Genomic DNA, 24,323 nt, shown 5'->3' on the forward strand with positions numbered 1-24,323 from the left:
AGGGCAGGTTGGCAGGAAAGGCGAGTCGGTCCTGTCGCACAGGGACACCGCAAGGTGCAAGGATGGTCCCATGGATGATTTGATTTCGGGCCCCGACGGGCTCTTCCGCCCCGCCTGGGCAACATCCTCCGAGATGCTGCGCAACTACTATGACACCGAATGGGGCATGCCCATCACCGATGAGGTCGGCCTGTTTGAACGGTTGAGCCTCGAGGCCTTCCAGTCGGGTCTTTCCTGGGCGATCATCCTGGCCAAACGTGAATCCTTCCGCCAGGCCTTTGCCGGCTTTGCCCCCGACAGGGTTGCGGCGTTTAGTCCCACGGATGTCGAACGCTTGCTGCAGGATCCCTCCATCGTGCGCAATCGACGCAAGATCGAAGCCACGATCACCAACGCCAAGGCCACCATCAATCTGCGCCCCTTCGGTGGATTGGCCGAGTTGATCTGGTCCTTCAAACCCGCGCAGACACCGTACCCCGCGTCCGCGGCCCAGATCCCCACCCGGAGCGAGGAATCAACCGCGCTATCCAGGGAACTGAAACGTCGAGGATTCTCGTTTGTGGGACCCACTACCATGTACGCGCTGATGGAGGCCATCGGCATGGTGGATACCCACCTCATGGGTTCACACCGCAGGGGCAGTTCCGGCATCTGGCCCATGTGATGGGGCGGTTCACGCTCCAGGCCCGAGGGATCCTGGATGTGGAGCATCTGATGCAGGTACTCCAGGTCCATTCGCTACCCATCCAGGAAGAACTCGATGTGCCGCAGCGCTCGGTGACGCGACTGGTCCAGGTTGACGGAGTTCACTGCAAGACCCGGCTCACTTTCCTCCCCAAAGGGATCGACGTGGATGCCGAGGCCTTGGCCTCGGTGCAACCCAGACTTTCCGGGGTCCTGGACCAGTGGCTGGGACTTGCGCAACCCGGCTTCCCGTCACTCCAACGATTGGCCCTCGATCCCCTGCTCGGCCCCGTCGCAACCCGTTTCCCGCACCTGCGCCTGATCGGCTATCCGGATTTCTTCGAGGCGCTGATGACCGCCATCCTGGGCCAACAGATTTCCACCCGGGCAGCTCGCACCCTATCCCGGCGATACACCGGCGCCCTGGGAAGGCCGCACCCCTGCGGCCTCACGGCGTTCCCGGACGCCGCCACCACTGCGGCCGCAGGACCCGGGAGACTGGCCGAAATTATCGGGTGCCCGGCCTCGCGCGCCCTAACCATGCACCGGGTCGCCGACTGGTTCATCAACGAGCACCCCCTGCTGGGCGGTGATCGGCAGGAAATCAGGAGGAGCCTGCTGCGGATCAAGGGCGTCGGCCCCTGGACTGCCGACTACGTGGCACTGCGCGGGCTACGTGACCCGACGATCTTCTTGGGAAGCGATCTGGTCGTGCGCCGCGGTCTTGAACGTTTGGGATACTCGAGAAACCCGAAGAACCTGGATTGGGGTCGGGACAATTCCATGGCCACGGTGCTGCTCTGGAGGTTTGCGCACACACTCAACCCCTGAACCCGCCCCTGCAGCCGGCCAGGTCGAACACGATTAAAACAGAAGAGGCACATCAAGGTGTGCGAACTTGATGCGCCTCTTCATGCGACTCGGCTAACTGAGCAGGTTAGCCGCTCCCTTTCCCTTTACTTCACGCCGGCTAAGCCGACCACCACCATGGGCCGAGCATGCCCGTCTGGCAGTGTATTGGCCGATTCACATCGACCAAAGTCAGCGCCTTCCCCGACCACACACGGGGAAGGCTCTGGAATAAGCATACGACAACCACCCATAATAAGGTCAAGTCAATCTGGTCTAATTTACGAAAAATTTTATTAGGTGAGTCTTATCTAAGAAAAATCACCCGAAACGGATGTCGTTTCGGGTGTTTTCGTGTCACGGGCCGTATTGTTTGCTACCGCCGGGTCGCCGGCTCCTCATCAAAGATCTGACCAACTGCGGTTCGCTTCTCGGCCTGGAATTCATCCTCGACCCGCCCATAGGCCCAATAGGCGGACAATGACAGATCTCGCCGGTCCACTGCGCGTTCGCCATGGAAGTAGACCCGCAGGTTCTTCACGACTTCACGTTCGCCATGGCAGAAGACCTGCACCCGCCCCTCCGGCCATGGTGCCTGACGTACGGCTTCTTCGAGAATGGTAACGTCCGGGGCAAAGGGCGCGTTGCGGTGCAACCACTGGATGGTGACTCCGGCGGGAGCCTGCAGGTCGATTTCATCATCGCTGTCGTTGACCTCGATCATGACCCGGCCAACCATCGTCGGGTCCATCGACTCCAGCGAGGCGGCGATGGCCGGGATTGCCGTTTCATCCCCCACCAGGAAGTGGAAGTCGAATTCTGGATTGGGCTTGTACATGCCACCGGGACCGCTGAAGTAGATGGTGTCCCCGATCTGCGCGTCACGGGCCCAGGGGCCGGCCAGGCCTTCGTCCCCGTGGACCACAAAGTCCACATCGATGGTTTGCGCCTCGGGGTCGGCACTTCGCACCGTATAAGTGCGACGCACCGGCAAGTCCTCGCCAGGTAGGGTCTGACGCAGGGTTTCCAGGTCATAGGGGGGCTGTAAACCCAGTTCGGGTTTGGCGAAGAGGATCTTGATATAGCGATCCGTGGCATCCTTGTCCTGGAAATTGGCGAATCCTTCGCCACCCAGGGTCAGCCGCACCAGATGCGCAGAGATCTGCTTGCGCCCCACGACTTCCAACACCACTTGGGGGCGCACCGGACGCCCGCCTTCATTTCTGGCCACACTAACCACTCCTAGGGGTAATAAGACAGATACATCGAGCCTAATTCATTTTTGCGGGTGGTAAGACCTAACGGGGGAAGACCGACTTGAATTCATAGGGTGCCAATCCTGCACGCTCGGCGGCACTCAGCCGCGTGACCCGCGATGTCAAGGTGTCAAAAAAGGCCAGCGTGGTGCTGGCGCGAACACACACGTAGTCTTCCACCGGGTCCCTGAACTCGTAACAAATATCAAAACTTGCCGGCTTCACACTGGCGATCCACAAGTCCACATTAACCGGGACATTGCGGTACTCCAAGGGCCGGGAGTACCTGACCCGGTGCTCAACCACGAGGATTTGAACCCCGGCGGGAACCGCGGAAAAGATGTCAACACGCGGTTTGATCCCGGGTGCACCGGTTCCTCCGGGCACACCAAAGCCTGCGATGCGTGCTTCCTCCATGAGCCGGATCAGGTTGACGTTGTTCACATGGCCATAGGCATCCATATCCCCCCACCGCATGGGTACTTCAACGCGCAGACCGGGACGCTCAGTCATCGCTCACTGTCCTTCCTGCGAGTTCTCTCCCACCACACCCAGCTCTCGGAGCCTGGCGGCAATGCGGGACCCATCGGCCTCGTAGACCCAGTCTGTTTCCGGCGTAGCCAGTTGTAGTTCATCCGAACGTCCCCCGGCCAGCACGGCTTCGGATGGGGTGAGCTGGCGAATCACGATGGCCCGCACATGCTCCGGATACCGGCGGGCGAATTCGGCGTAGATGCTCGGATCATGCTGCCCGTCATCGCCAATGAGGACCCAGGCGATTTCGGGGAATTCCTCGGCCAGCCGACGCAGCTGGTCAACCTTGTGCTGGACCCCACTGCGGAACCAGGAACTGGGTGTCGGGCCCCAGTCGGTCAGCAACAGCGGGCCACGGGGATACAGGTTTCGGGTCAGGAAGCGGGTCAGTGTTTGGGCCACATTCCAGGCACCGGTGGACAGGTAGATGGTCGGGGTATCGCCCCCGGAGGAGACCAGCCGTTCCATCATCACCGCCATGCCCGGCGTCGGAACCCGGGCATGCTCGGAAAGAACAAAGGAATTCCAGGCAGCCAGCAAGGGGCGGGGCAGCGCGGTGACCACCACGGTATCGTCAACGTCGCAGATCACCCCGGTACGTTGGGTGTGGTCGATAACCAGGACCTCGGAAGAGACACTCTCCCCACCGTCGGGGCATAGGTCAATACGCCGCCAACCCGGTTCCAGGTGCACTGCCAGCTTGACGTCGACGACTCCACCACGATCGGCTTGCACTTCGAAGCGATGGCCGTCCACATGGACGGCGACCTTGCCGAAAGGCAGGATCGGCGAGGTGAAGTTCTTGAAACCACGGATCCCGTCTTCGATCATCTGCGCCTTGTGGCGACCGTTTTCGAAGGCATCCGGCGTGGCCAGGACCGCCCGGGCGAATACGCGAATCCAGCCGCCGTCCGGACTGCTGTATCCGTACCCCAGATACGGCATGATCAGCGGGCTGAGTCCCCGGGCGACAGCCCGGCGCGCACGGGATTGGTGGAAGTGATCCTCCAACCGCGAGGCAATATGGCGCGCGGTGCCGTCGGTAGCAGCATGAGTCATGTTTCCAGTCTTTCACGAGCACGTGCGTGCGATGGCAAAGGCCAAGATTATGTGTCGAAAGGCTGGACTTTTTCTACATTACGTAGAAAACTAAGAATATGAGATATGAACACGACAACGACTCCCCGGTACTTCATCTGACCGATGAGCAGTGTTGGGAACTGCTGACACACAGTGCCCATGGTCGTATCGCCACGGCGGCCGCAGGCATTATCGATATTGTCCCGGTGAATTACGCGGTTCACAACGGGCATGTCTTCCTGCGTACCGCACCGGGCAACAAGCTCGCAGCGATGACCGTCAACCATTCGGTGGCCTTTGAAGCCGACGGGATCCTCTCCGATGAGGCCTGGAGTGTTGTGGTTCACGGTACCGCCACAGTCCTGGAGCATGAGGACGAGATTGCCGAAGCCCGCCAGTCAGGCGTCACCCCGTGGATCCCGACGTTAAAGGATGCCTGGATCCGGATCAAGGTGGACCGGATCGCCGGTCGCCATTTCCTGCTTGGCGTGCAGCCCGAGGTTGTCGACTAGGCGCCACCTGGCGGTTTGCCGCGCATGATTGACGGTTCCGCGCCGGGGTGCACCCGCCCGGGCGCGGAACCGGCAGTGTTCCTCGGGCTTCGATTCGACTGCCGGGTCAGTAGTCGTAGAATCCTGAGCCGGTCTTGCGCCCCAGCCGCCCCTCAGCGACCTTTTGCATGACCAGTTCATGGGGCTTGTCGGCGTCAGCACCGGTTTCGGCATGGGTCGCCTGCGCGATGAAGTCGATGACGTCCAGGCCCACCAGGTCCATCAGCTCGAACGGCCCCATCGGATGGCCCAAGGCGGTGCGCGCGGTGGTGTCGATGTCCTTGATACTTGCCACTCCTCCCGAGAGCAACTCCAGCGCCTCGCGTTGGATGGCACCCATCATCCGGTTGGCGATGAAACCGGGGATCTCGCGTTGCACCAGGACCGGTTCCTTGCCCATGCGCCGGGCCACCTCCATAACGGTGTTCACCGTGGTGTCAGTGGTGTGTTCGTTGCGTACCACTTCCACGCATTTCATCACCAGCGCGGGATTGAAGAAGTGCATGTTGCATACCTGCCCGGGACGGCCCGTTGCCGCGGCAACCTGGGATGAGGCCAGCGTGGACGAGTTGGTGGCCAGAACGGCGTGCACCGGTGCGACTTTCCCCAGTTTTCCAAAGATCGAACGCTTGATTTCCAGTTTCTCCACGGCCGCTTCAATGACCAGGTCGGCGTGCCTGGCCGAGGCATCCAGATCAGTAGTGGATGCCAAACGTTCCAATGCGGCATCCGCTGTTTGCTGTTCCATTTTGCCCTTGGCCACCCGGGTGGCTGCCCACTGTTCAAGATCTTCGTGCGCGGCTGCCAGCGCGGCCTCGGAAATGTCGTTCAGTGTCGTGGTGTAGCCGGCAAGCGCGGCACTCATGGCGATTTGCCGCCCCATGGTCCCGGCGCCAATGACCAGAATCCGGTTGATGCCCATTGTGGTTCCCCTTTCCCTATCCCCGCAGGTAGGTTGTGGTGGTATGCGTGTAGAACTCCCGCGCCGCAGCCCCTTGTTCGTTCGGACCGTAACCGGAGGCCTTGGCTCCGCCGAAGGGAACGTGTGGATCGGCACCAGCGGATTCGGAATTCACATGCAGGATGCCGACATCAAGCTGCTCCTGGGCGCGAATTGCCGTGGCCAGGTCGCGAGTGAATAAGGCCAGGCTGAGGCCGAATTCGCTGTCCTCGGCCGATGCGAATGCCGCGTCGGTCCCTGCGACCCGCACTACCGTGAGTACCGGGGCGAAGAATTCCTCGCGCCAAGCCGGGTTGTCCTCCGGCTTGTGGGATGCGGGCAGTTCAAGAATGACCGGGCCCATGTACCCCGGCCCTTCCGGTGCCTTTCCCCGATAGGTTTCGGTGGCTCCTGCGGCCAGCGCCGCCTGGATTCCCTTGTCGACTAAGATCCGGGATTTCTCATCCACCAGTGGGCCCATATGCACCCGGGGATCCAGCGGGTCGCCGGTCACCCAGCGGTCCAATCGATCGCGAAGCCTGGCCAGGAAATCCTCGGCAATCGACTGGTCAAGTATCAACCGGGAGGTCGCGGTGCATTTCTGCCCGGTAGACCGGAATGCGCCATTGAGCACCTGTTCCACCGCCAGTTCCAGGTCCGCGTCAGCCAATACGACCGCGGCGTTCTTTCCGCCCATTTCCGCCTGAACCGGAATACCGCGGTTCGCGGCAGTGGCGCAGAGCGAACGGCCTACGGCGGTGGATCCGGTGAAGGAGACCCCTGCCAGTTGGGGATGCCTCATGAGGGCATCGCCCAGCCGACCTGGCCCGATAACCAGGTTCAGCACCCCCGCGGGCAGTTCCGCCGCGTCGAATGCCTCCACCAGGCGCTGGGCCAGCAGCGGGACAAGGCTGGCCGGCTTGAACACCACGGTGTTGCCATAGATCAATGCCGGCGCGATCTTCCATGCGGGAATCGCAATCGGGAAATTGAACGGGGTAATGATTCCGAGAACCCCCAGTGGTTTGTGTGAAACCAGGATTTGCTCGCCAGGCCGCGGCGAATGGAACACGGTTCCGGCCTGGCGTTCGGATTCCCCGGCATAGTAGTCCAGGATCTGGGCAGCACGGCTGACCTCGCCGATCCCTTCGGCCAGGGTCTTGCCCTCCTCCCTGGACAGTTCCGCACCAATGTCCCCGCTGCGTTCATGCAACCAGCTGGCGGCCCGTTTCAGGTAGCCAGCCCGGGTTGCCATCGGGGTTCGCGCCCAGTCTCCCCGAGCCGCGGCGGCCGCGGCAAAGGCCTGGTCAACCTGCCCGGCATCGGCGGCGGTTCCGTTGGCCACCGTCTGACCGGGATGGGCCGCGGCGAAGGAGGCGATCGGTGCGCCGTTGCCCGTTTCCCATTGCCCGGCCAGGTACTGGCGCAACGCGACGGGATTGCAGTGCTGTTTCATCAACAGTCTTCTCCTCGGTAGGGTTTTAGCGGAAGGCCGGGACGCCGGTGAGCTTGTTGCCCAGGATCAGGGTGTGCACCTCGTCGGTGCCCTCATAGGTGCGCACCGATTCGAGGTTGTTGGCATGGCGCAACGGCGAATAGTCCAAGGTGATGCCGTTCCCGCCCAGGATGGTGCGTGCCTCACGACAGATTTCGATCGCCTCGCGGCAGTTGTTCAGCTTGCCCACCGAAATCTGGTGGAGGTCCAGGGTTCCGGCATCTTTCATCCGGCCGATGTGCAGGGCCAGCAGGTACCCCTTGTTGATTTCCAGGGCCATGTCCACGAGTTTCTGTTGGGTCAACTGGTATCCGGCCAGCGGCTTGTCGAACTGCATACGCTCCTGCGAATACTTCAGCGCCACCTCGAAGGAGTCCCGGGCAGCACCCATGGAACCCCAGATGATGCCATAGCGTGCCTCATTCAGGCAGGAGAATGGTCCCTTGAGTCCAACCACGTTGGGCAGCACCGCCTCCGCGGGCAGGCGCACGTCGACCAGTTCGATTTCGCACTGGATGGACGCGCGCATGGAGAGTTTGGGTTCGATCGGGGTTGCCTGGAAACCCGGGGTGTCGGTGGGCACCACGAATCCACGGATGCCTTGCTCGGTTTGTGCCCAGATCACCGCCACCTTGGCCACGTTGGCCAAGCCGATCCAGCGTTTGGTTCCGTTGAGGATCCAATCGCTTCCTTCACGACGGGCAAAAGTCTGCATGCTGGACGGATCGGACCCGGCCGTGGGCTCGGTCAAGCCGAAGCAGCCGATGGCTTCACCGGCGGCCATTTGCGGCAGCCACTGCAGTTTCTGTTCCTCGGATCCGTGCTTGTGAATGGCGCTCATGGCCAGGGAGCCCTGCACTGAAACGAAGGTGCGCAAACCCGAGTCCCCTGCTTCCAGTTCGGTCCCGGCCAGCCCGTATTCCACCGCGGATCGTCCGGCGCAGCCGTAGCCTTCCAGGTGCATGCCCAGCAGGCCCAGTTTTGCCATCTCGGGCACGATCTCCAGGGGGAATACGGCATTTTCGTACCAGCTGGCAATGTTCGGTTTGATGGTCTCGTCCACGAAGGCACGCACCGAGTCGCGCAGGGTGATCTCTTCGGTACTGAGCAGGGATTCGAAGTTGATCAGGTCGGCGGGATCCAGGGTCGCGGGCAGGGAGTTGTTCATGGTGGTTCTCCTTGGGAATACGGTGGGTTAGGGTGTCGATTTTAGGTGCGTGAGGTTTTCATCAGGACGTCCTGGTGCTGCCCCTGGCGTGGCGGCACGCTGCGGTATTGGGCGCCGGTACGCGAAAGCCCGATCGGGCTGGCAATGTGCGTGGTGGTCTCGCCGGTGAGCTGGTCGGTGATGACTGCCACCGGGTCGAGCCCGAGGTCGGTGGCGAAGTCGAGCGCCTCGGCGATGGAGTTGACCTTGCCTGCGGGCACCCCGGCGGCCATCAGAGTTCGTGCCCAGTAGGCAGCTGGCTGCGCGGCGGTGACCGATTCGATCAGTGCCTTCAGCTCGCGCCGGTGCTCGACCCTGGCGGAATTGGTGAGGAACCTTGGGTCCGTGGCCAGTGCGGGTGCGGACAGTTCCCGGCACAGTGCGGCAAATTGCCGGTCGTTGCCCACGGCGATCACCACCACCCCATCTTGCGCCGCAAAGGTCTCGTACGGCGCGATGCTCGGATGGGCGTTGCCCATCCGGGGCGGGCAGTTCCCGGTGGCCAGGGTGCTGCTGGACTGGTTGGTCAGTCCGGCCAACAGGGAGGTCATCAGGTTGATCGAAAGGCGTTGTCCTTGTCCGCTGGCATCCCGTTCGCGCAGCGCCAGCAGGATACCGCTGACCGCATTCTGCGCGGCGAGCACGTCAACCAGGGCGACCCCTACCTTGCTTGGTGTCCCTTCGGGTTCCCCGGTGATGCTCATCAGTCCGCCGACTGCCTGGACCAGCAGGTCGAATCCGGGAAGGGCAGCGCCCCGTTTGTCCCCAAACCCGGAGATCGAGCAGTACACCAGACGCGGGTTGAGGGCCTGCAGGGACTCGTAGTCGAGGCCGAATTTGTCCAGCACACCGGGACGGAAATTCTCCACCAGCACATCGGCGTCGCGTATCAGCTCGCGCAGGGCCTGTAGCTGCTCCGGATCGGCGAAGTCGGCCACGATGGCCTGCTTGTTGCGGTTCACCGACCAGTAGTAGGTGCTGATTCCTCCCGCGGTGACCGGTGGTTTCCAGCTACGGGTCTCGTCTCCTGCAGGGCTCTCCACCTTGATGACCTCGGCGCCGAAATCGGCCAAGGTCATGGTGCATAGCGGTCCGGCAAGGATACGGGACAAGTCCACGACCCGGATCCCCTCCAGTGGTTGGCTCATCTTCGAACCTGCTTTCACGCTCAAGAACGACTCTGTTACATGTTGCATGCAACACTAGTTCAGAAGAGCCTGCCAGGCAAGAGGTGAAACGGGAATCAGCTGAAGGTGTCCCCCAGGACCAGCGCATCCAGGCGCTGAAGGAAACCCTCCGCTTCCAACCCCGGAGTCCGCGCGCACACCGCGCGGATCAGCATTTGGGCTGTGCGCATCACGTGGCTGCGCATGGCGATCGCGGCGGCCATGGGGTCCCTGTCGATAATGGCCTGCATCAGCTCATTACGGTCCCCGGCCAGCTCCTGGCTGGTCCGGGCCTGGGGAATGGTGATCTGCCCGTGGGCCAGGACCAGGTTACGCAATTCGCTGATGATCCCGTCAAGCTTGGCGTTACCGGCCAACCCCAGCAGGTAGAGGTGGAACTTCTTGTCGGCTTCCAGCGTGGCTCGCCCATCCCCCGTCTGCCCGACCTCCAGCAATTCGCGGTGCAGTTCGGCCAACCGCGCGATGTCCTGCTCACTGGCATTCAGTACGCCGCGGGCGGCCGCGGGCGGCTCCACGGCAAGTCGAACCTGGAAGACCTCAACAATGTCCTCCAGGGAAATCTGGTTTACGCGCACCCCGCGGTTCTTCGCAACCGTGAGAATGCCTTCCTTCTCCAGCAACTGCAACGCCTCGCGCACCGGAGTGCGCGACACCCCCAGCTTCTCGGCAATCGCGATCGCCGAGTAGTGCTCGTCCGGCACCATCTCACCAGCCACGATGGCGGCACGAATCCTGGTGGTCACCTGTTCGGTCAGCGACATCTTGGGGACGATCGGTTGCATGCTACTCATATGTGAAGCATATCCTGCCCCGACTTCACTGCGGATTCGCAACAACCCTAGATGGTCCGGCGCAACGGGACTTCCCTGATCAGCGCCACGCAAACCACGGCAACAGCGGCCACGATCGCCGAGACCAGGAACACGATCCCGGTCGCCTCCCCGTACGCGGCCTCAACAACCAACCGCACCGGGGCGGGCATCGCCGAGAGGTTCAGCGAATCCCCGGCGTCCACACCCACCATGAATTCCGCACCCAGCTTGGATACTCCGGTATTCACCAGATCCGACACCCGGTTGGACAGCATCGCGCCGAGCACGGCCACCCCGGCCGAACCGCCCACCGAGCGGAAGAAAGCCACCGCGGAACTGGCCGATCCGATATCGGTGACCTTGACGGTATTCTGCACGGACAGGACCAGGTTCTGGAGCATGAAGCCCATGCCCAGGCCGTTGAGGAACATCCCCACCCCCAGGAGCCAGTACTCGGTGTCGTGCTGCATGAAACTGAGCAACAGCAATCCGGCCACGTTGAACAGCGACCCGAGCACCAGGTAGATCTTCCAGCGTCCAAACCGGGTAATCATCTGCCCGGAGAATACCGAACCGGCAAAGTTCCCGGCAATCAACGGCAGGGTCATCAGGCCCGCCATGGTCGGTGAGGCTTCCCGGGCAATCTGGAAGTACTGGCCGATGAAGGCGCCGGTGCCGAACATGCCCACACCAATGGCGATGGAAGCGATGATGGCCAAGGACGTGGTGCGGGTCGCGATGATCCGCAAGGGAACGATCGGGTCGGGAACAATGCTTTCAACCCAGAGCAGGATCGCCGTCAGCAGCAGGGCCCCGCCGACCATGGAATAGGTCTGCCAGGAATGCCAGGCGAAGAACTCGGGCTTGCCCACATAGGACACCCAGATCAACAACAGGCTCACAGCGCTGGTAAGCAGAACGGCCCCGCCCCAGTCGATGTACACCGGTCGCTTGATATGCACGATATGCAGCGTCTTGTGGATCAGGACCATGGACAGCAGGCTGATGGGAATCCCCAGGAAAAAGGTCCACCGCCAGCCCAGCGGGGAGTCGACGATCAGGCCACCGAGCAGCGGCCCGGCCGCTGTGGCCACGGCCATGACCGAACCGAAATAGCCGGAATACTTGCCGCGCTCGCGCGGTGCGATGACCGTGCCGATGACCGCCATGCCCATGGCGGTCAGCCCACCCATGCCCACCCCCTGGATGACCCGGGCCCCGAGCAGCATGGGGATCGAGGTGGAAAAGCCGGCCAACAGCGAACCGCCAACGAACACCAGGATCCCGGCTTGCAGCAGTTTCTTCTTGTCGAACAGATCCGCCATCTTGCCCCAGATCGGGGTGGTGGCCGCATTGGCCAGCAAGGCGGAAGTCAGCACCCAGTTGAAGTCCGTTTGCGAACCTCCCAGGGAATCCATCATGGTCGGCAGGGCAATCGAGACGATGGTGGCTGCCAACATGGCGGCGAAGAAGGAGGCCAGCACGCCGGCAATCGAGCGCAGGGTCTCGTGGTAACTCATCACCGGCAGGTCGCTTCGTAACTGCTGCGCCTCTGAGGCTTCCATTTCATCCTTCATCAGCAGGCCCCGCCTTTGGCCGGCCCATTCGCGCTCCTGGTTTCCTCGACCCCGCGCGCCATGGCCTCATTCAGCTCACCCAGCGTCGCGATGGCATCGTCCAGGCGTTGCCCGGTCCAGCCGGGCAGCAGCCCGGCCAGGCGCTCACCGCGGACCCGGTCCCGTTCCCGCACCAGTTCCCGGCCTGATTCGGTGACCGTCAACAGCTGCCGTCTGGCATCCGACGCGCAGTTGACCCGGTCAAGCAGGTCCGCCGCTTCCAGCTCGGCCACATGGCGGCTCATGGCGCCGGGACCGATCCCCAGGTAGCAGGCCACTGCCGCGGCGTGGATGGGCTGCTGACGCAGGACAACCTTCAACACATGATGCGAGGCATTGGATACCGGGAAGTCCTCGGACCCCAGCTGGGAGAAGATCCGCAGGGTACGTGATCCGCGGGCCAGTTCGTCCAGCAAATCCTCAATCCGTGCCTTGTCCGCCGGCATTCAACCACTCCATAAAGTTGCATCATAAAACTGTTGCCTTGGTCAACAATATTTTAATTCGTTGCCCTAGTCAACGGTATTCGAGGTGACGGGATCTCCAGCCGCTACGCTGGAACCGTGGAGAACCCTGCAGCTATTGAACATCTTGCCGAAAACCTGCGCCTCATCGCCCTGGAATCCGGGAGGCAGGCGGCACAGATCCTGCGCGAGAACTTCCGCACCGGCATACGTGCCGAGCACAAGACCAATCCCCATGACCTGGTGACCGATGTGGACCGGCGCAGCCAGTTGCTGCTGACCGATCGGTTGATGTCCGGATACCCGGACTCCTGGGTACTCGGCGAGGAGCATCTCGACCTCCCCTCCGGGCCCCGGGCGGGGACGCAGGTCCAGTGGATCGTGGATCCGCTGGATGGAACCAGCAATTTTGTCCACGGGGTGGCGTTCTTCTGCGTTTCCATTGCCGCCGCCATCAACGACCGGCTCGTTGCCGCCGTGGTGATCGACCCGATCAGTGGGGATGAGTTCAGCGCCAATCTGGCCGCGGCGTACCTCAACGGCCGGGTACTCGAACCCGGCCCCCGCCCGGAGCAGGCCCGCGCCAACCTGATGACCGACTATCCCGCGGCCGAAGCCATTGCCACCGATGGCACCCTGGCCTTGGAGATCTTCGGCCAGTGGGTCCAGGATTTCGCGACGGTGCGGCGCAAGGTGTCCGCCGCCCTGGCCTTGGCACATGTGGCCGCGGGATGGTGCGATGCGACCATCGGTTTCGACACCAAACCCTGGGATGTGGCGGCCGGGGCCCATCTGGTCCGAATGAGCGGAGGTAGTTACCGGGGACTTCCGCTGGCACCCGCCCCGACGGCGGAACACCTCGCGCGTGGATTCAAGGCCACGGGACCAGCGGCACACTTCCCGTCACTTGATGCGGCCGCCGAACGTCTTGCGGCCCATCGGGCGGCTAAGCACCCGGAACCCTCCACCCGGCCCCAGCACTAGGCATCGCCCCCTACAGTTTTCGGGTCTACAGTCGTACCCTGAATACATGGCACCACTATTCCATCGAACTGCACACTCCGCCGTGCAGCACCACGGTGGCGGAGGAGTGATCCTCGGAGGCATCGGACTGGTTCTCCTGTTCGGAGCCTTCGCAGTGATGTTGGCAGCCATGTCCCTGGACTGGCAGCCACTGTTGATCGGCATCAGTTTTGGCGTATCAACGATTCTTTTCGGTACGGTGTACCACTTCACCCACTACAAGGATTCCCGGTAGCCCGCAGGCCACCCGAAACGGGGCCCGGGCGGTGGCATATGCCACCGCCCGGGCCCCGTCAGCTGCACCGGAGATCCGGTACCGTCACTCCAGGTGGGTCGGTGCGAACATCTTCAGCAGCGTCTGCACGACAATCACGTTGGGTCCCTCGGAAGCGAAGGCCTCGGCCAAGGCCGGCCCCACCTCGGTGACATCCACCTGACGGGCGGGAACCCCGAAGGACTGCGCCAATGCCACGAAGTCCGGCCGGGCCAGTTCGGTAGCCGTCGCCTTGCCGAAAGCGCCTTCCATGTATTCGCGCAGGATCCCGTACCCGCCATCGTCGACGATGAGCCAGGTGACCGGCGCATTGTGCTGCTTGGCAGTGGCCAGTTCGGCGATCGAGTACATGGCCGAGCCATCCCCCGATACCGCCAGCACCCGCGCCCGGGCATGATCCCGCCCCTGGACCTCCAAGCCAATCGCACCACCGATGGCCGAAGGGTACCCGTAGCCCAGGCCGCCGGCTCCCTGCGCCGAGTGGAACTGCCCGTCCTTCGAATCCCAGCAGCTCCAGCCCCAGTAGGCCGCAATGGTCATATCCCAGAAGGTCTGCATCGAGTCCGGTACCGCAGCGCGGATATCGGCCATGAACGTGCGTTCCTTGGCCAGGTCCTGGGCATCCAGCCGCGCCTGCACCTTGGCCAGGGTGCCGGCCACCACCTGTTGCGGGCTGCGTCCATGCCAGTCGGCCCGGGCCCGGTGCCCGCTGCGTTGGAGTTCTCCAACCAGCTGCTCCAGGGCCGCCTTCGCATCCGCGCGGAGTCCCAAGGCGGGGGTGTTCGATTCCAGCACCCGCGGCTCCGCGTCGATCTGGATCATCTTCCCGCGCGGTGCCAGGGAGAAGTAGTTGCTGCTGACCTCACCGAGGGACGAACCGACGACAATGAGCACATCGGCATCCTCCAGCACCTCGGTGACGTGGCGGTCTTCCACCCAGGATTGAAGTGAGAGCTCATCGTCCCAGGCGAAGGCGCCGTTGCCGCCCGGGGTGCACAACACCGGGGCCTGCAGTAGCCGGGCGACCTGTGCCAGGGCCTCTTCGGCCCCGGAACGCCGCACCCCGCCACCGGCCACGATCACCGGGCGGTCGGCCTGGCCCAGCCAACGCACGGATTCCTCGACCAGTTCCACCCGAGGGGGATGGTCGTAGGCTTCGGCGAGCGCGTCACGAACCGGTGGCACCATGACCGGGGCCAGCAGCACGTCCTGTGGTACCTCCACCCAGACCGGCCCCATGGGAACGGTGATCGCCTCCGCCCAGGCGTCCTGGATGGCCGAGGGAATGGAGGAGGCGTGGTGCACGGTGCGCTGGAATTTGGTGACGTTGGCGGCCGAGGCTTTCTGGTCATCGAGCTGGTGCAGCATGCCCTTGCGTCGGGCGCCGAGTCCGTCCAGCGGGATCTGGCTGGCGACAACCACCATCGGCACCCCGGTGGCGTAGGCTTCCTGCAGCCCGGCCAATGACGTCAAGGCGCCGGGACCGGTGGACAGGAACAGGACACCCACTTCCCCGGTGGCCCTGCTGTAGCCATCGGCCGCGAAGGCGGAGTTGTTCTCCACCCGGGAGGAAACGAACTGCAGCTCGGAGCGGGACAAGGCATCGAACAGTCCCAGGGCATGCTGTCCGGGGATTCCGAACACCGTCTTGGCACCGAGCGCACTCAGCGTCTCGATGACCAGGTCTCCCCCGTTTCGTTGCACGCTGTGCCCCATTCTCAGTTCCTTCCGTTCCGGCTGCGCAGCTCGCTGATCAGGCTGATCAGGTCGTAGGTGACATGCGAGGCGGCCACCCCGGTGATTTCGGCATGGTCATAGGCCGGGGCGACCTCCACGATATCGGCTCCCACGATATCCAGGCCACGCAGCCCGCGCAGGATCTCGAGCAGTTCGCGGCTGGTGATGCCGCCGGCTTCGGGGGTCCCGGTTCCCGGTGCATGGGCGGGATCGAGCACGTCGATATCCACGGAAATGTACAAGGGGCGGCTGCCGATCCTGTCGCGCAACTTGTCCACGATCTCCCGCACGCCCTGGCAGTAGACATCGGAGCTGGTGACGATGCCGAAGCCGAAGCGCTTGTCGTCTTCCAGGTCCTTCTTGCCGTAGAGCGGACCGCGGGTTCCCACATGGCTGATCGCCTCGGTGTCCAGGATGCCTTCCTCCACGGCCCGGCGGAAGGGGGTTCCGTGGGTGTACTCGGCGCCGAAATAGGTGTCCCAGGTGTCCAGGTGGGCGTCGAAGTGCAGCAAGGCCACCGGGCCACCGGCACGCTTGGCCGCGGCACGCAACAACGGCAATGCAATGGTGTGGTCCCCGCCGATGGTGACCAGCGAGGCCCCGTCGGCGGTGAGCTCCAGCGCGTTGTGCTCGATGGTCTCGATGGCCTCGTTGATGTTGAAGGGGTTCACCGCCATGTCCCCGGCATCGGCAACCTGGCTCAGCGCAAAGGGTGAAACGTCAACGGCCGGGTTATAGGGGCGGATCAGGCGAGAGGATTCACGCACGTGGGTGGAGCCGAAGCGGGCGCCCGGCCGGTAGGACACACCGCTGTCGAAGGGCACGCCGACGATCTTGATATCCGCCTTCTCGACCTGGTCCAGTCGCGGAAGTCGCGCGTAGGTCCCGAACCCGGCATAGCGCGGTGTCACCGCGGCGTTGATGGGTCCGAGCTTGCCATTTTCCTCGATACGAATTTCTTCCACAACTGGTCCCTTCAGACGGTCAATGAGTTTTCTTATAGGAAACACTCGTTTTCCAATATGCTATTTATTCATGTGACATACGTCAAGGGCCCGGGCACAAAAAAGGGCTGCCACGGCGTGTCCCGCCCTTCCAGGCGAAACCCCACCATGGCAGCCCCGGCGCCGGCAGATGGCACTATGCCGCGGACGCAATGGCCCGGGACAGCACCTCCAGGCCATCGCGCAACAGGTCCTCACCGATGACCAATGGCGGCAACAGCCGGAGCACGTTCCCGTGCGTGCCACAGGTCAAGGTGATCACACCCTGGGAGTGGCAGTCCCGGGACACCTTCGCGGCCAGATCCGGACGCGGCACCAGGGTGCCACGATCGGCGAACTCCACGGCGAGCATCGCACCCCGCCCGCGGACCTGGGCGACAATGGAGGTGGAATCCAGCAACGGTTCCAGCACCTCGCGCACCACCTGCTCGATACGGCGCGCATTGGCCAACAACACCCCGTCCTCCAGCTGCTCAAACACCGCCAGGGCGGCTTCACAGGCCAGGGGGTTGCCGGCATAGGTGCCACCCAGCCCTCCCGCATGCGGGGCATTGAGCAATTCCGCCCGTCCGGTGACCGCCGAAAGCGGTACGCCATTGGCCAACGCCTTGGCAGTGAGCACCAGGTCCCCGGCCACCTGTTCGTGTTCCGAGGCGAACAGGGTCCCCGTCCTTCCGATGCCGGCCTGGATCTCATCCAGCACCAGAACGATGCCGTACTTGTCGGCCAGCTTGCGCAGCCCCGGAATGAATCCGGCCATTGGCACCACGAACCCACCTTCGCCCTGGATGGGTTCGATCACCATGGCGGCGAAGCTGAAGGGATCGTGTTCGCGCAAGGTGGACTCCACCGATTCCAAAACCTGCTCGACACGCACCCCGGCATTGCGCAAAGGGTTGGCGGATGCGGCCCGCACGATGTGATCGGGCATCGGCCCGAAGTTCTTCTTGTAGGGGTTCACCTTGGCCGTCATGGCCATCGTCAGCAACGAACGCCCATGGTAGGCCTCATCGAATACCAGGACGTTGGGCCGCCCGGTTGCCGCCCGGGAAATCTTCACCGCATTCTCCACCGCTTCGGCCCCGGTGGTGAACAGCGCGGTGCGCTTGGCGAAATCCCCCGGGGTGTTCCGGTTGAGCCAGGAACAGACCTTGGTGAAGGCCTCGTACTCGGTCACCATGAAACAGGTGTGGGTGAACTTCTCCAACTGGGCCGCCACTCGTTCGGCGACCCGCGAATTCGATGCACCCAATGAGGTGACCGCGATACCGGAAGCGAAGTCGATCAGCCGGTTCCCGTCAACGTCCCGGACGATCCCGCCCTCCGCACGTTCAACGAATACCGGCAGCGCGATGCCGAAGCCGCTGCTCACCTGCTCCGCGCGTTCGGCATGCAGCTCAAGCGAGCGCGGGCCGGGGATGTCGGTGAGCAGGTGGCGCGTCTGGAGCAGGCTGCGGTCCGTGGCATTAATCAGGGTTTCAGTCATGCCTCCAGATTAGGTTCGCCGGTGACACGCGTCACTGGGCATTCCATCCTTTCGGCTCGCACATGCTGGATAATCTACCCAGTGATTACACTTTTGCAGCTGGGTGCCGAGTTGGGTCGCAGTTTCCATGCCACCGCCGCCGCGGGATTCCCCGCCGTCCCGGTCAGCGGTGTGCACATCTCCGAGCTGGAGGACCCCACCCCGTATCTGGAAGGCAGCGAACTGCTTCTGACCACGGGGATGCCCTTCGCCTCCTCGGCGGCGGCAACAGTCGCCTACCTGTCGCGGCTGGCCGCCCACGGGATTACCGCCCTGGGTTTGGGGCTCGGCCCATGGCTGGAAACGGTCCCGGACTACGTCATCGACGAATCCCAGCGACTGGGCATCCACTTGGGAGTGGTTCCGGATTCGGTACCGTTCCAGCATGTCTCCCGCGCCTACTGGAGGCTTTCCGCGCACAGTGCCACCAGCGAACTGATGGGGACACTGGGAACCCAAACGGCCCTGGCACGGGCAGCGAATCGTCCCGATGCCGACACGGCCGTGATCGAACGACTGGCGCGGGCCCTGGGCGGCTGGTCCGCCTACCTGCCGCTGGGAGGCCAACCCGACGCCTACTGGCCGCCATCGACTGCCGCTTTGCTTCCACGAATCCGCCGGGAATGCGAACGCTTCCACGGGGTCGATATGCCCTCGGCCGCTACTTTCGAACTCCAGGGCCAGCCGGTGGTGGCCTATCCGGTACTGGCCGGCCACCGCCTGGACGGGTTCCTGGCCATCTGCGCCGGAGGCCAGGTAACCAAGGCCGACCGGCAGGTCATGATGACCGTGGCTACATTGCTCAGTCTCCGTGCCCGGCAACGCCAGGCCGAGGGCGCCACGACCCGGGCCCTGGGTGCGGCGGTGACAAAATTGTTGCTCCACGGCGAACACCACGCTGCGCGCTTGGTTGCCCGGGACCTGGGGATGAGCAGCACCCTGGACCGGCCGGTGCGAGTGCTGTTGGCCGCCTCCGCCGATACCACCGCCATTCCACCCGGCCTGCCGGAACTGATCGGGTCAATCGGCGACAGCCCGTCCGGCACCGGACTGCCGGACTACACCTTGGCGTACGCCCATGAGGGGATCTGGTATCTGGTTCTCGAAGCCCGGAGTGCTGGGCCCGCGGAGCGATCCGGTACTGCGCACGGAACCAGCGGGGATTGCCACCTGCGCGCCGTGCTCAGCGAGCCGTTGCAGCTTCCCGAGATCCCGGGTCAGCTTCCCGCCCTGCGAAGGATGCTGGCGCAGGCAACCCCCGGAATCCTGGCCCCGGCGGATCCCGGAACCGGCCAGCGTGCCTCCGGTTGGGTACGCACATTGCGCGACTACCGGCGCAGCGACCTGCTGTCGACGGTGCGCGCCTACCTCGCCGCACGGGGGACCTGGGAAGAGGCAGCACGTTCCCTGGGGATTCACCGCAACTCGTTGCGCTTGCGCATCGCTACCGCCAGTGAGCTGCTGCAGGTGGATCTGGACGACCCGGATGTCGCAGCCGAACTCTGGCTGGCCATACGGCAAGCCGAGTCCTGATACCCCGGGGGCACGGGCCAGACCGGTCGGGCCACCCGTGCTGGGTGACCCGACCGGCCTGGGGACCCTGGGGATCATGGGCTACGACGCACCATACTTCCGCGGCAGTTTCCGGCCCGCTTCCGTTACGGCGGAAGGTTGGCCGTCCAGCAGATCCGGCCCCGCAGCGCCCAGCTTCGCCTGCTGCCGTATGCTCAGCCTGTGCAACAGTTCCAGTTCGGCGCGTTCGCCGGGGGCGATGCCACGGGGGATACGCAGGATGAACAGTGTGCCCAGCAGCCACCATCCGCCGAAGAGCAGCCAGGGTTGCCAGGCGATGGCCGCCGGCATGCCCGGCAGGTACAAGGTGATCAGCCCGGCGCACAACAGCACCGACAGCGCACCGATTCCCTGCCCGAAGTTCCCGCGGCCACCCACGCGCAGCGGGCGGTTCATGAGCGGTTCGCGGCGGCGCAGGATCAGGAAGGCCACGCCCACCAGCAGGTAGGCGATCACGATCGAGGGGGAGCCGGAGTCAACCAACCAGCCGAGCATTGCCGAGCCGAAGAAGGGTGCGAGCAACGAGAGCGCACCGATGAACATCAACGCGTTGGCCGGCGTCCGGTACTTGGGATGTAACCGCGCGAACCAGCTCGGTAGCATTCCCGAGTGCGCCATCGCATAGAGCAATCGCGATGCCCCCATGAGCAGCGAGTTCCAGGAAGTCAGGATGCCGGCAATACCCCCGGCAATCAGCAGTTTCGCCATACCCTCCGAATTGAACAGCGCGCCCATGGCGTCCGCTGTAGCCAAATCGGAACCGGCCAGCGCCGCCGGCCCGATCCCGGACGAGGTGGCCAGGATCACCATGACGTACCAGGCGGTGGCGACCAGAACCGAGATCACCACATACCGCCCGATTTTACGTGGGGCGATATTGCATTCCTCGGCCGATTGCGGGATTACGTCGAATCCGACAAACATGAACGGCACGATGATCATCACACCAAAGAATCCGGAGACCCCGTTGAGGAAGAACGGCTCCATATTCGCCGAATCCCCGTTGGCGAAGGACCCGGTCAACAGCATCGCGCCGATCAGGAAGAGGAAGATCACGACAAACGTCTGGACGATACCGGCGGTCTTGATCCCCCGGATGTTGATCCAGGTGATCACCACCGCCCCGGCCACGCCCACCAGTGCCCAGATGAGGAACACTTCCGAACCGGCGATATCCCAGAGCTTGATGCTGTTGATCCGGGGGAAGATGTACGCCACGGATTTGGGCAGGGCCACGGCCTCAAAGGCCACGATGGTGATATACCCTCCCACGATCGCCCAGGAACCAGCGAAGGACCAACGGGCTCCCATCGCCCGCAACAGGTAGTTGTGCTCACCTCCGGCCTTGGGCATGGCGGCCACCAGCTCGGCGTAGGTCAGGCCGACGATTGCCATGATGGATCCGCCGACGGCCATGGCCAGGGCAGCACCCAGCGGTCCTGCCGTGGTGATCCAGCCGCCGGTGAGCACCACCCAGCCGAAGCCGATCATGGCCCCGACTCCAATAGCCAGGATGTCCCACTTCCCCAGGACCTTTTTCAAACCAGTTCCCGCATCCCCGGATGCTGCGCTTGGAGTCGCCATCGCACTTCCTTCCACTTAGTATGCTGCAGATCACACTATGAAAGGCGTGCCCAACACACTATGGATGGTTCATCCTGGTACTGGATACTTTGCACAGGACGTGCTTCAGGAACTCCCCTTCGTCCCGGACCGGCCACGCACCAGACCATGGTCGGCCCCGCGGATGGCCACGGTGAACACGAGGGACAGCAGAATGGATTTGAGCCATAGCTCGTCCGGTTCATCGGCGGGGAAGATGACCTGCACCGGACCGACCATGAAGATGATCAGTAACGACCAGAGCACGTAACCGCGCGACGCCTTGCTGGACATCAGCTGCGGGTAGCGTTGCCGTCGCCGGATGGTCAGCAGACCCAGGAGCAGGATCACCAGGGCCAGGATTCCGGCACCCATGATGAAGAAATAGCGCTCGGTCCGGATCAGGCTGACAGTCACTCCCACCGCGACGCCCAGGATGGCCGAAAGCCACCAACTGATAACCGGAGCAGGGGCGGCGTTTGCCTGAGACTCAGCAGCGTTCACCAAGATCCCTTCGTCACGATAGGCAGACAGATGCCCGGCGGATTCTCCGCCCTGTCCAGAATACTCGCCTCACGCCCCCTAGAGGACTAAGGTCCACGTCACCACGGCAGGGTCGTCCGAGGGATTGACCCAGCTATGGGGTTCGCGCCCGGGGAAGGTCACGGTATCCCCGGCGCGCAGTTCCATGCGCTCCTCGGGCAGGATCAGGGTGAACCGGCCCGAAATCACATGCAGGATTTCCACCTGGCAGTCCATCGAGTACAGCTCGGATTCCCCTGCTCCGTGCGGTGCGATCTCCGCGCGGATTACCTGTACGCGGCGCTCGGTGCGCGGGGTCAGCAGCTGCTCGACGATCCCCTCGCCGCCCAGCGAGATTCGCGGCGCCTCGCTCAACGCGACCATCTTGGTTTCGGGAACCGTGAACAGCTCCCCCACCTCGATGGAAAGCACCTCGCATAATGTAAGCAGCGTAGCCACCGAGGGGCTGGTCAGATCGCGCTCCACCCGGGAAAGGAAGCCCTTGGTCAGCCCGGACATCTCGGCCACCTGGTCAATGGTCAACCGTTGCCCCTGACGTGCCACGCGCAGTCTGCTGCCGATCCTGATGGCGGATCCGGTGGGCTCCACTGGCAACGCTTTCATCTGTCCTCCGCAGCTCTGGGGCATCTTCACTTCTTACCTTAGTGTGCCGCACCGGGATTCCGGCCACCCGGGACAACCCAGATAAAAGTTGCCTGTGAGACACATCTCGTTTACCTATAGACATCTTTTATTTTTACTGACATCCTTGTGTGAGTCGCACTATCCCAAGGAAGTTCCCATGGATTTTATTAACGGTGGCATCGTCGCCTTGTACCTTTTGGCCATGCTGGCCTTCGGCTGGTGGGGCAAGTCCCGCACCCACTCCAATACCGATTACCTGGTGGCCGGGCGCCGCTTGGGCCCGATGCTCTATACCGGAACCATGGCGGCGGTCGTCCTGGGCGGCGCCTCCACGGTGGGCGGCGTGGGGCTGGGATACCGCTATGGAATCTCCGGCATGTGGCTCGTGGTGGCCATCGGCGTCGGGGTCTCGGCGCTGTCGCTGTTCTTCGCCCCCAAGATCCAGCGTTTGAAGATCTTCACCGTCTCGCAGATGCTCACACTGAGGTACGGGTCGGAACCGGCCACGAATACCTCAGGAATCGTCATGCTGGCCTACACACTGATGCTCTGCGCCACGTCCACCGGCGCGTATGCCACCATTTTCGTGGTGCTCTACGACTGGGAACGCTGGCTGGCCATCCTGGTCGGTGGCGGCATCGTGCTGATCTATTCCTCGATCGGCGGCATGTGGTCCATCACCCTGGCCGACCAGGTGCAGTTCTTCATCAAGACCGTTGGTGTGTTCTTCCTGATGCTGCCCTTCGTCCTGGGTGCCGGTGGCGGCTGGGGTGAGATGCGCGGCCGGCTGGAAGCATCCTTCTTCCAGTGGGATGGCATCGGCGTGCAGACCATCATCACCTACTTCGTGGTCTACGGTCTCGGCCTGCTGATCGGCCAGGATATCTGGCAGCGCGTCTTCACCGCACGTTCGGACAAGGTGGCCCGCTGGGGCGGTTTGTCCGCCGGCATCTACTGCGTGCTCTATGGCGCCGCCGGCGCCATCATCGGCATGGGTGCACGGGTGGCACTGCCCGGTATCGCGGCCGAAGCCGAGGCCAACCCCGATGCGGTCTACGCCGAAGTGGCGATCCAGATCCTGCCGGTCGCCGTCGGCGGGTTCGTCCTGGCCGCCGCCGTGGCCGCCATGATGTCCACCGCATCCGGCGCCCTGATCGCCGCGGCCACCGTGGCCCGGACCGATGTGGCCCCCTTCGTGGCCAGCTGGTTCGGACGCAACCTCGCGATTGACGATTCGAAGGATCCGGAAGACGATGTGCGGACCAACCGCTGGTGGGTTTTCGGCCTGGGCGTGATCATCATGGGTCTGGCCATTGTGGTCGACGACGTGGTCGCGGCACTGACCATTGCCTACGGCATCCTGGTCGGCGGGCTGCTGATCGCCATCCTCGGCGGCCTGGCCTGGCGCCGCGGCAACGGCCTGGGCGCAGCCTGGTCCATGGCCGCCGGCACCGCGGTCACCCTCGGAACCATGATCGTGCTGGAAATCCGTTCGGACGTCGCCTTCGGCGGTGTCTATGCCAACGAGCCGATCTACTTCGGGCTGCTCGCCTCCGCCGTGGTGTACATCGTGGTCTCGCTGGCCAGTGGCCGCACCGAATCCCGAGTGCTGGAGAACTGGGACCGCCGGGTGGCCGGTCTGGGGACCGAGGAAGGCGTGGCCGCCCGGGGCAAACGCTAAAGCGCCACCGGCACGGCGGATACCACGCCCGGACGATACCCGGCCCCGGGGGCCATGGCTTTC

23 protein-coding genes are annotated in these 24,323 nt (G+C 63.5%); 7 read left to right on the plus strand and 16 right to left on the minus strand.

What is annotated here, in order from left to right; all coding sequences use genetic code 11:
- The first annotated feature begins 70 nt into the window (after positions 1-70).
- Together OK351_RS13195 and OK351_RS13200 are read left to right on the plus strand one after the other, a co-directional pair.
- Positions 71-664 (plus strand): DNA-3-methyladenine glycosylase I, encoded by a 594-nt coding sequence (locus OK351_RS13195; protein WP_265159713.1) that lies wholly within the window; start codon positions 71-73, stop codon positions 662-664.
- A gap of 38 nt (positions 665-702) precedes the next feature.
- On the plus strand, positions 703-1,515 hold the full coding sequence (locus OK351_RS13200) for a DNA-3-methyladenine glycosylase family protein (protein ID WP_265159716.1): 813 nt from the start codon (positions 703-705) through the stop codon (positions 1,513-1,515).
- Between the two features lie 394 nt (positions 1,516-1,909).
- Here the strand turns inward: OK351_RS13200 and OK351_RS13205 are convergent, their stop codons facing one another.
- From OK351_RS13205 to OK351_RS13215, 3 genes are all read right to left on the minus strand, one after another.
- Entirely contained in the window at positions 1,910-2,764 is an 855-nt protein-coding gene (locus OK351_RS13205) for a siderophore-interacting protein (RefSeq protein WP_265159719.1), read from the minus strand.
- Between the two features lie 67 nt (positions 2,765-2,831).
- Positions 2,832-3,302 carry an acyl-CoA thioesterase gene (locus OK351_RS13210; RefSeq protein ID WP_265159722.1) on the minus strand — a complete coding sequence of 157 codons (471 nt, stop codon included), beginning with the start codon at positions 3,300-3,302 and terminating at the stop codon, positions 2,832-2,834.
- Between the two features lie 3 nt (positions 3,303-3,305).
- Positions 3,306-4,382, minus strand: coding sequence for an App1 family protein (locus OK351_RS13215; protein WP_265159724.1), 1,077 nt, complete (start codon positions 4,380-4,382; stop codon positions 3,306-3,308).
- Positions 4,383-4,480: 98 nt separating this feature from the next.
- Here OK351_RS13215 and OK351_RS13220 point away from each other — a divergent pair, with 98 nt between their 5' ends.
- On the plus strand, positions 4,481-4,915 hold the full coding sequence (locus OK351_RS13220; protein ID WP_265159727.1) for a pyridoxamine 5'-phosphate oxidase family protein: 435 nt from the start codon (positions 4,481-4,483) through the stop codon (positions 4,913-4,915).
- A gap of 106 nt (positions 4,916-5,021) precedes the next feature.
- Here the strand turns inward: OK351_RS13220 and OK351_RS13225 are convergent, their stop codons facing one another.
- The 7 genes from OK351_RS13225 to OK351_RS13255 form a co-directional block, all read right to left on the minus strand.
- Complete coding sequence (locus OK351_RS13225) at positions 5,022-5,876, minus strand: 3-hydroxyacyl-CoA dehydrogenase family protein (protein ID WP_265159729.1); 855 nt, start codon at positions 5,874-5,876, stop codon at positions 5,022-5,024.
- 16 nt (positions 5,877-5,892) lie between these two features.
- Positions 5,893-7,350: an aldehyde dehydrogenase family protein gene (locus OK351_RS13230; protein WP_265159731.1), complete on the minus strand. Its 1,458-nt coding sequence runs from the start codon at positions 7,348-7,350 to the stop codon at positions 5,893-5,895.
- A gap of 25 nt (positions 7,351-7,375) precedes the next feature.
- A complete protein-coding gene (locus OK351_RS13235; RefSeq protein WP_265159734.1) occupies positions 7,376-8,557 on the minus strand; it encodes an acyl-CoA dehydrogenase family protein in 1,182 nt (393 codons plus the stop codon).
- 41 nt (positions 8,558-8,598) lie between these two features.
- Positions 8,599-9,744, minus strand: a complete 1,146-nt coding sequence (locus OK351_RS13240; RefSeq protein ID WP_265159736.1) for a CaiB/BaiF CoA transferase family protein — start codon at positions 9,742-9,744, stop codon at positions 8,599-8,601.
- Between the two features lie 95 nt (positions 9,745-9,839).
- A complete protein-coding gene (locus tag OK351_RS13245) occupies positions 9,840-10,574 on the minus strand; it encodes a GntR family transcriptional regulator (RefSeq protein WP_265159738.1) in 735 nt (244 codons plus the stop codon).
- 47 nt (positions 10,575-10,621) lie between these two features.
- Positions 10,622-12,160 (minus strand): MFS transporter, encoded by a 1,539-nt coding sequence (locus OK351_RS13250; RefSeq protein WP_265159740.1) that lies wholly within the window; start codon positions 12,158-12,160, stop codon positions 10,622-10,624.
- Positions 12,161-12,171: 11 nt separating this feature from the next.
- Positions 12,172-12,657, minus strand: a complete 486-nt coding sequence (locus OK351_RS13255) for a MarR family winged helix-turn-helix transcriptional regulator (protein WP_265159742.1) — start codon at positions 12,655-12,657, stop codon at positions 12,172-12,174.
- Between the two features lie 117 nt (positions 12,658-12,774).
- On the opposite strand from OK351_RS13255, the gene OK351_RS13260 reads away from it, so the two are divergent.
- Both OK351_RS13260 and OK351_RS13265 read left to right on the plus strand, forming a co-directional pair.
- Positions 12,775-13,659: an inositol monophosphatase family protein gene (locus OK351_RS13260; protein WP_265159744.1), complete on the plus strand. Its 885-nt coding sequence runs from the start codon at positions 12,775-12,777 to the stop codon at positions 13,657-13,659.
- Between the two features lie 46 nt (positions 13,660-13,705).
- Positions 13,706-13,933 (plus strand): hypothetical protein, encoded by a 228-nt coding sequence (locus OK351_RS13265; protein WP_265159746.1) that lies wholly within the window; start codon positions 13,706-13,708, stop codon positions 13,931-13,933.
- A gap of 84 nt (positions 13,934-14,017) precedes the next feature.
- Here OK351_RS13265 and OK351_RS13270 read toward each other — a convergent pair whose 3' ends face one another.
- The 3 genes from OK351_RS13270 to OK351_RS13280 form a co-directional block, all read right to left on the minus strand.
- On the minus strand, positions 14,018-15,688 hold the full coding sequence (locus OK351_RS13270) for a thiamine pyrophosphate-binding protein (protein ID WP_265159748.1): 1,671 nt from the start codon (positions 15,686-15,688) through the stop codon (positions 14,018-14,020).
- A gap of 2 nt (positions 15,689-15,690) precedes the next feature.
- A complete protein-coding gene (gene speB, locus OK351_RS13275; protein ID WP_265159751.1) occupies positions 15,691-16,674 on the minus strand; it encodes an agmatinase in 984 nt (327 codons plus the stop codon).
- A 175-nt stretch (positions 16,675-16,849) separates the two neighbouring features.
- Complete coding sequence (locus tag OK351_RS13280) at positions 16,850-18,199, minus strand: aminotransferase class III-fold pyridoxal phosphate-dependent enzyme (protein ID WP_265159754.1); 1,350 nt, start codon at positions 18,197-18,199, stop codon at positions 16,850-16,852.
- Positions 18,200-18,280: 81 nt separating this feature from the next.
- On the opposite strand from OK351_RS13280, the gene OK351_RS13285 reads away from it, so the two are divergent.
- Complete coding sequence (locus tag OK351_RS13285) at positions 18,281-19,771, plus strand: PucR family transcriptional regulator (RefSeq protein ID WP_265159756.1); 1,491 nt, start codon at positions 18,281-18,283, stop codon at positions 19,769-19,771.
- A gap of 81 nt (positions 19,772-19,852) precedes the next feature.
- On the opposite strand, the gene OK351_RS13290 is transcribed toward OK351_RS13285, so the two are convergent.
- The 3 genes from OK351_RS13290 to OK351_RS13300 all read right to left on the minus strand — a co-directional run bounded on the left by OK351_RS13290 (position 19,853) and on the right by OK351_RS13300 (position 22,558).
- Positions 19,853-21,394 (minus strand): APC family permease, encoded by a 1,542-nt coding sequence (locus OK351_RS13290; RefSeq protein WP_265159759.1) that lies wholly within the window; start codon positions 21,392-21,394, stop codon positions 19,853-19,855.
- A 105-nt stretch (positions 21,395-21,499) separates the two neighbouring features.
- Positions 21,500-21,916 carry a hypothetical protein gene (locus OK351_RS13295; protein WP_265159761.1) on the minus strand — a complete coding sequence of 139 codons (417 nt, stop codon included), beginning with the start codon at positions 21,914-21,916 and terminating at the stop codon, positions 21,500-21,502.
- Between the two features lie 78 nt (positions 21,917-21,994).
- Entirely contained in the window at positions 21,995-22,558 is a 564-nt protein-coding gene (locus OK351_RS13300; RefSeq protein WP_265159763.1) for a helix-turn-helix domain-containing protein, read from the minus strand.
- A 178-nt stretch (positions 22,559-22,736) separates the two neighbouring features.
- On the opposite strand from OK351_RS13300, the gene OK351_RS13305 reads away from it, so the two are divergent.
- Positions 22,737-24,260: a sodium:solute symporter family protein gene (locus OK351_RS13305; RefSeq protein WP_265159765.1), complete on the plus strand. Its 1,524-nt coding sequence runs from the start codon at positions 22,737-22,739 to the stop codon at positions 24,258-24,260.
- The last annotated feature ends 63 nt before the right edge of the window (positions 24,261-24,323 follow it).

The organism is Glutamicibacter sp. MNS18 (assembly GCF_026107515.2).
Taxonomy (GTDB): Bacteria; Actinomycetota; Actinomycetes; order Actinomycetales; family Micrococcaceae; genus Glutamicibacter.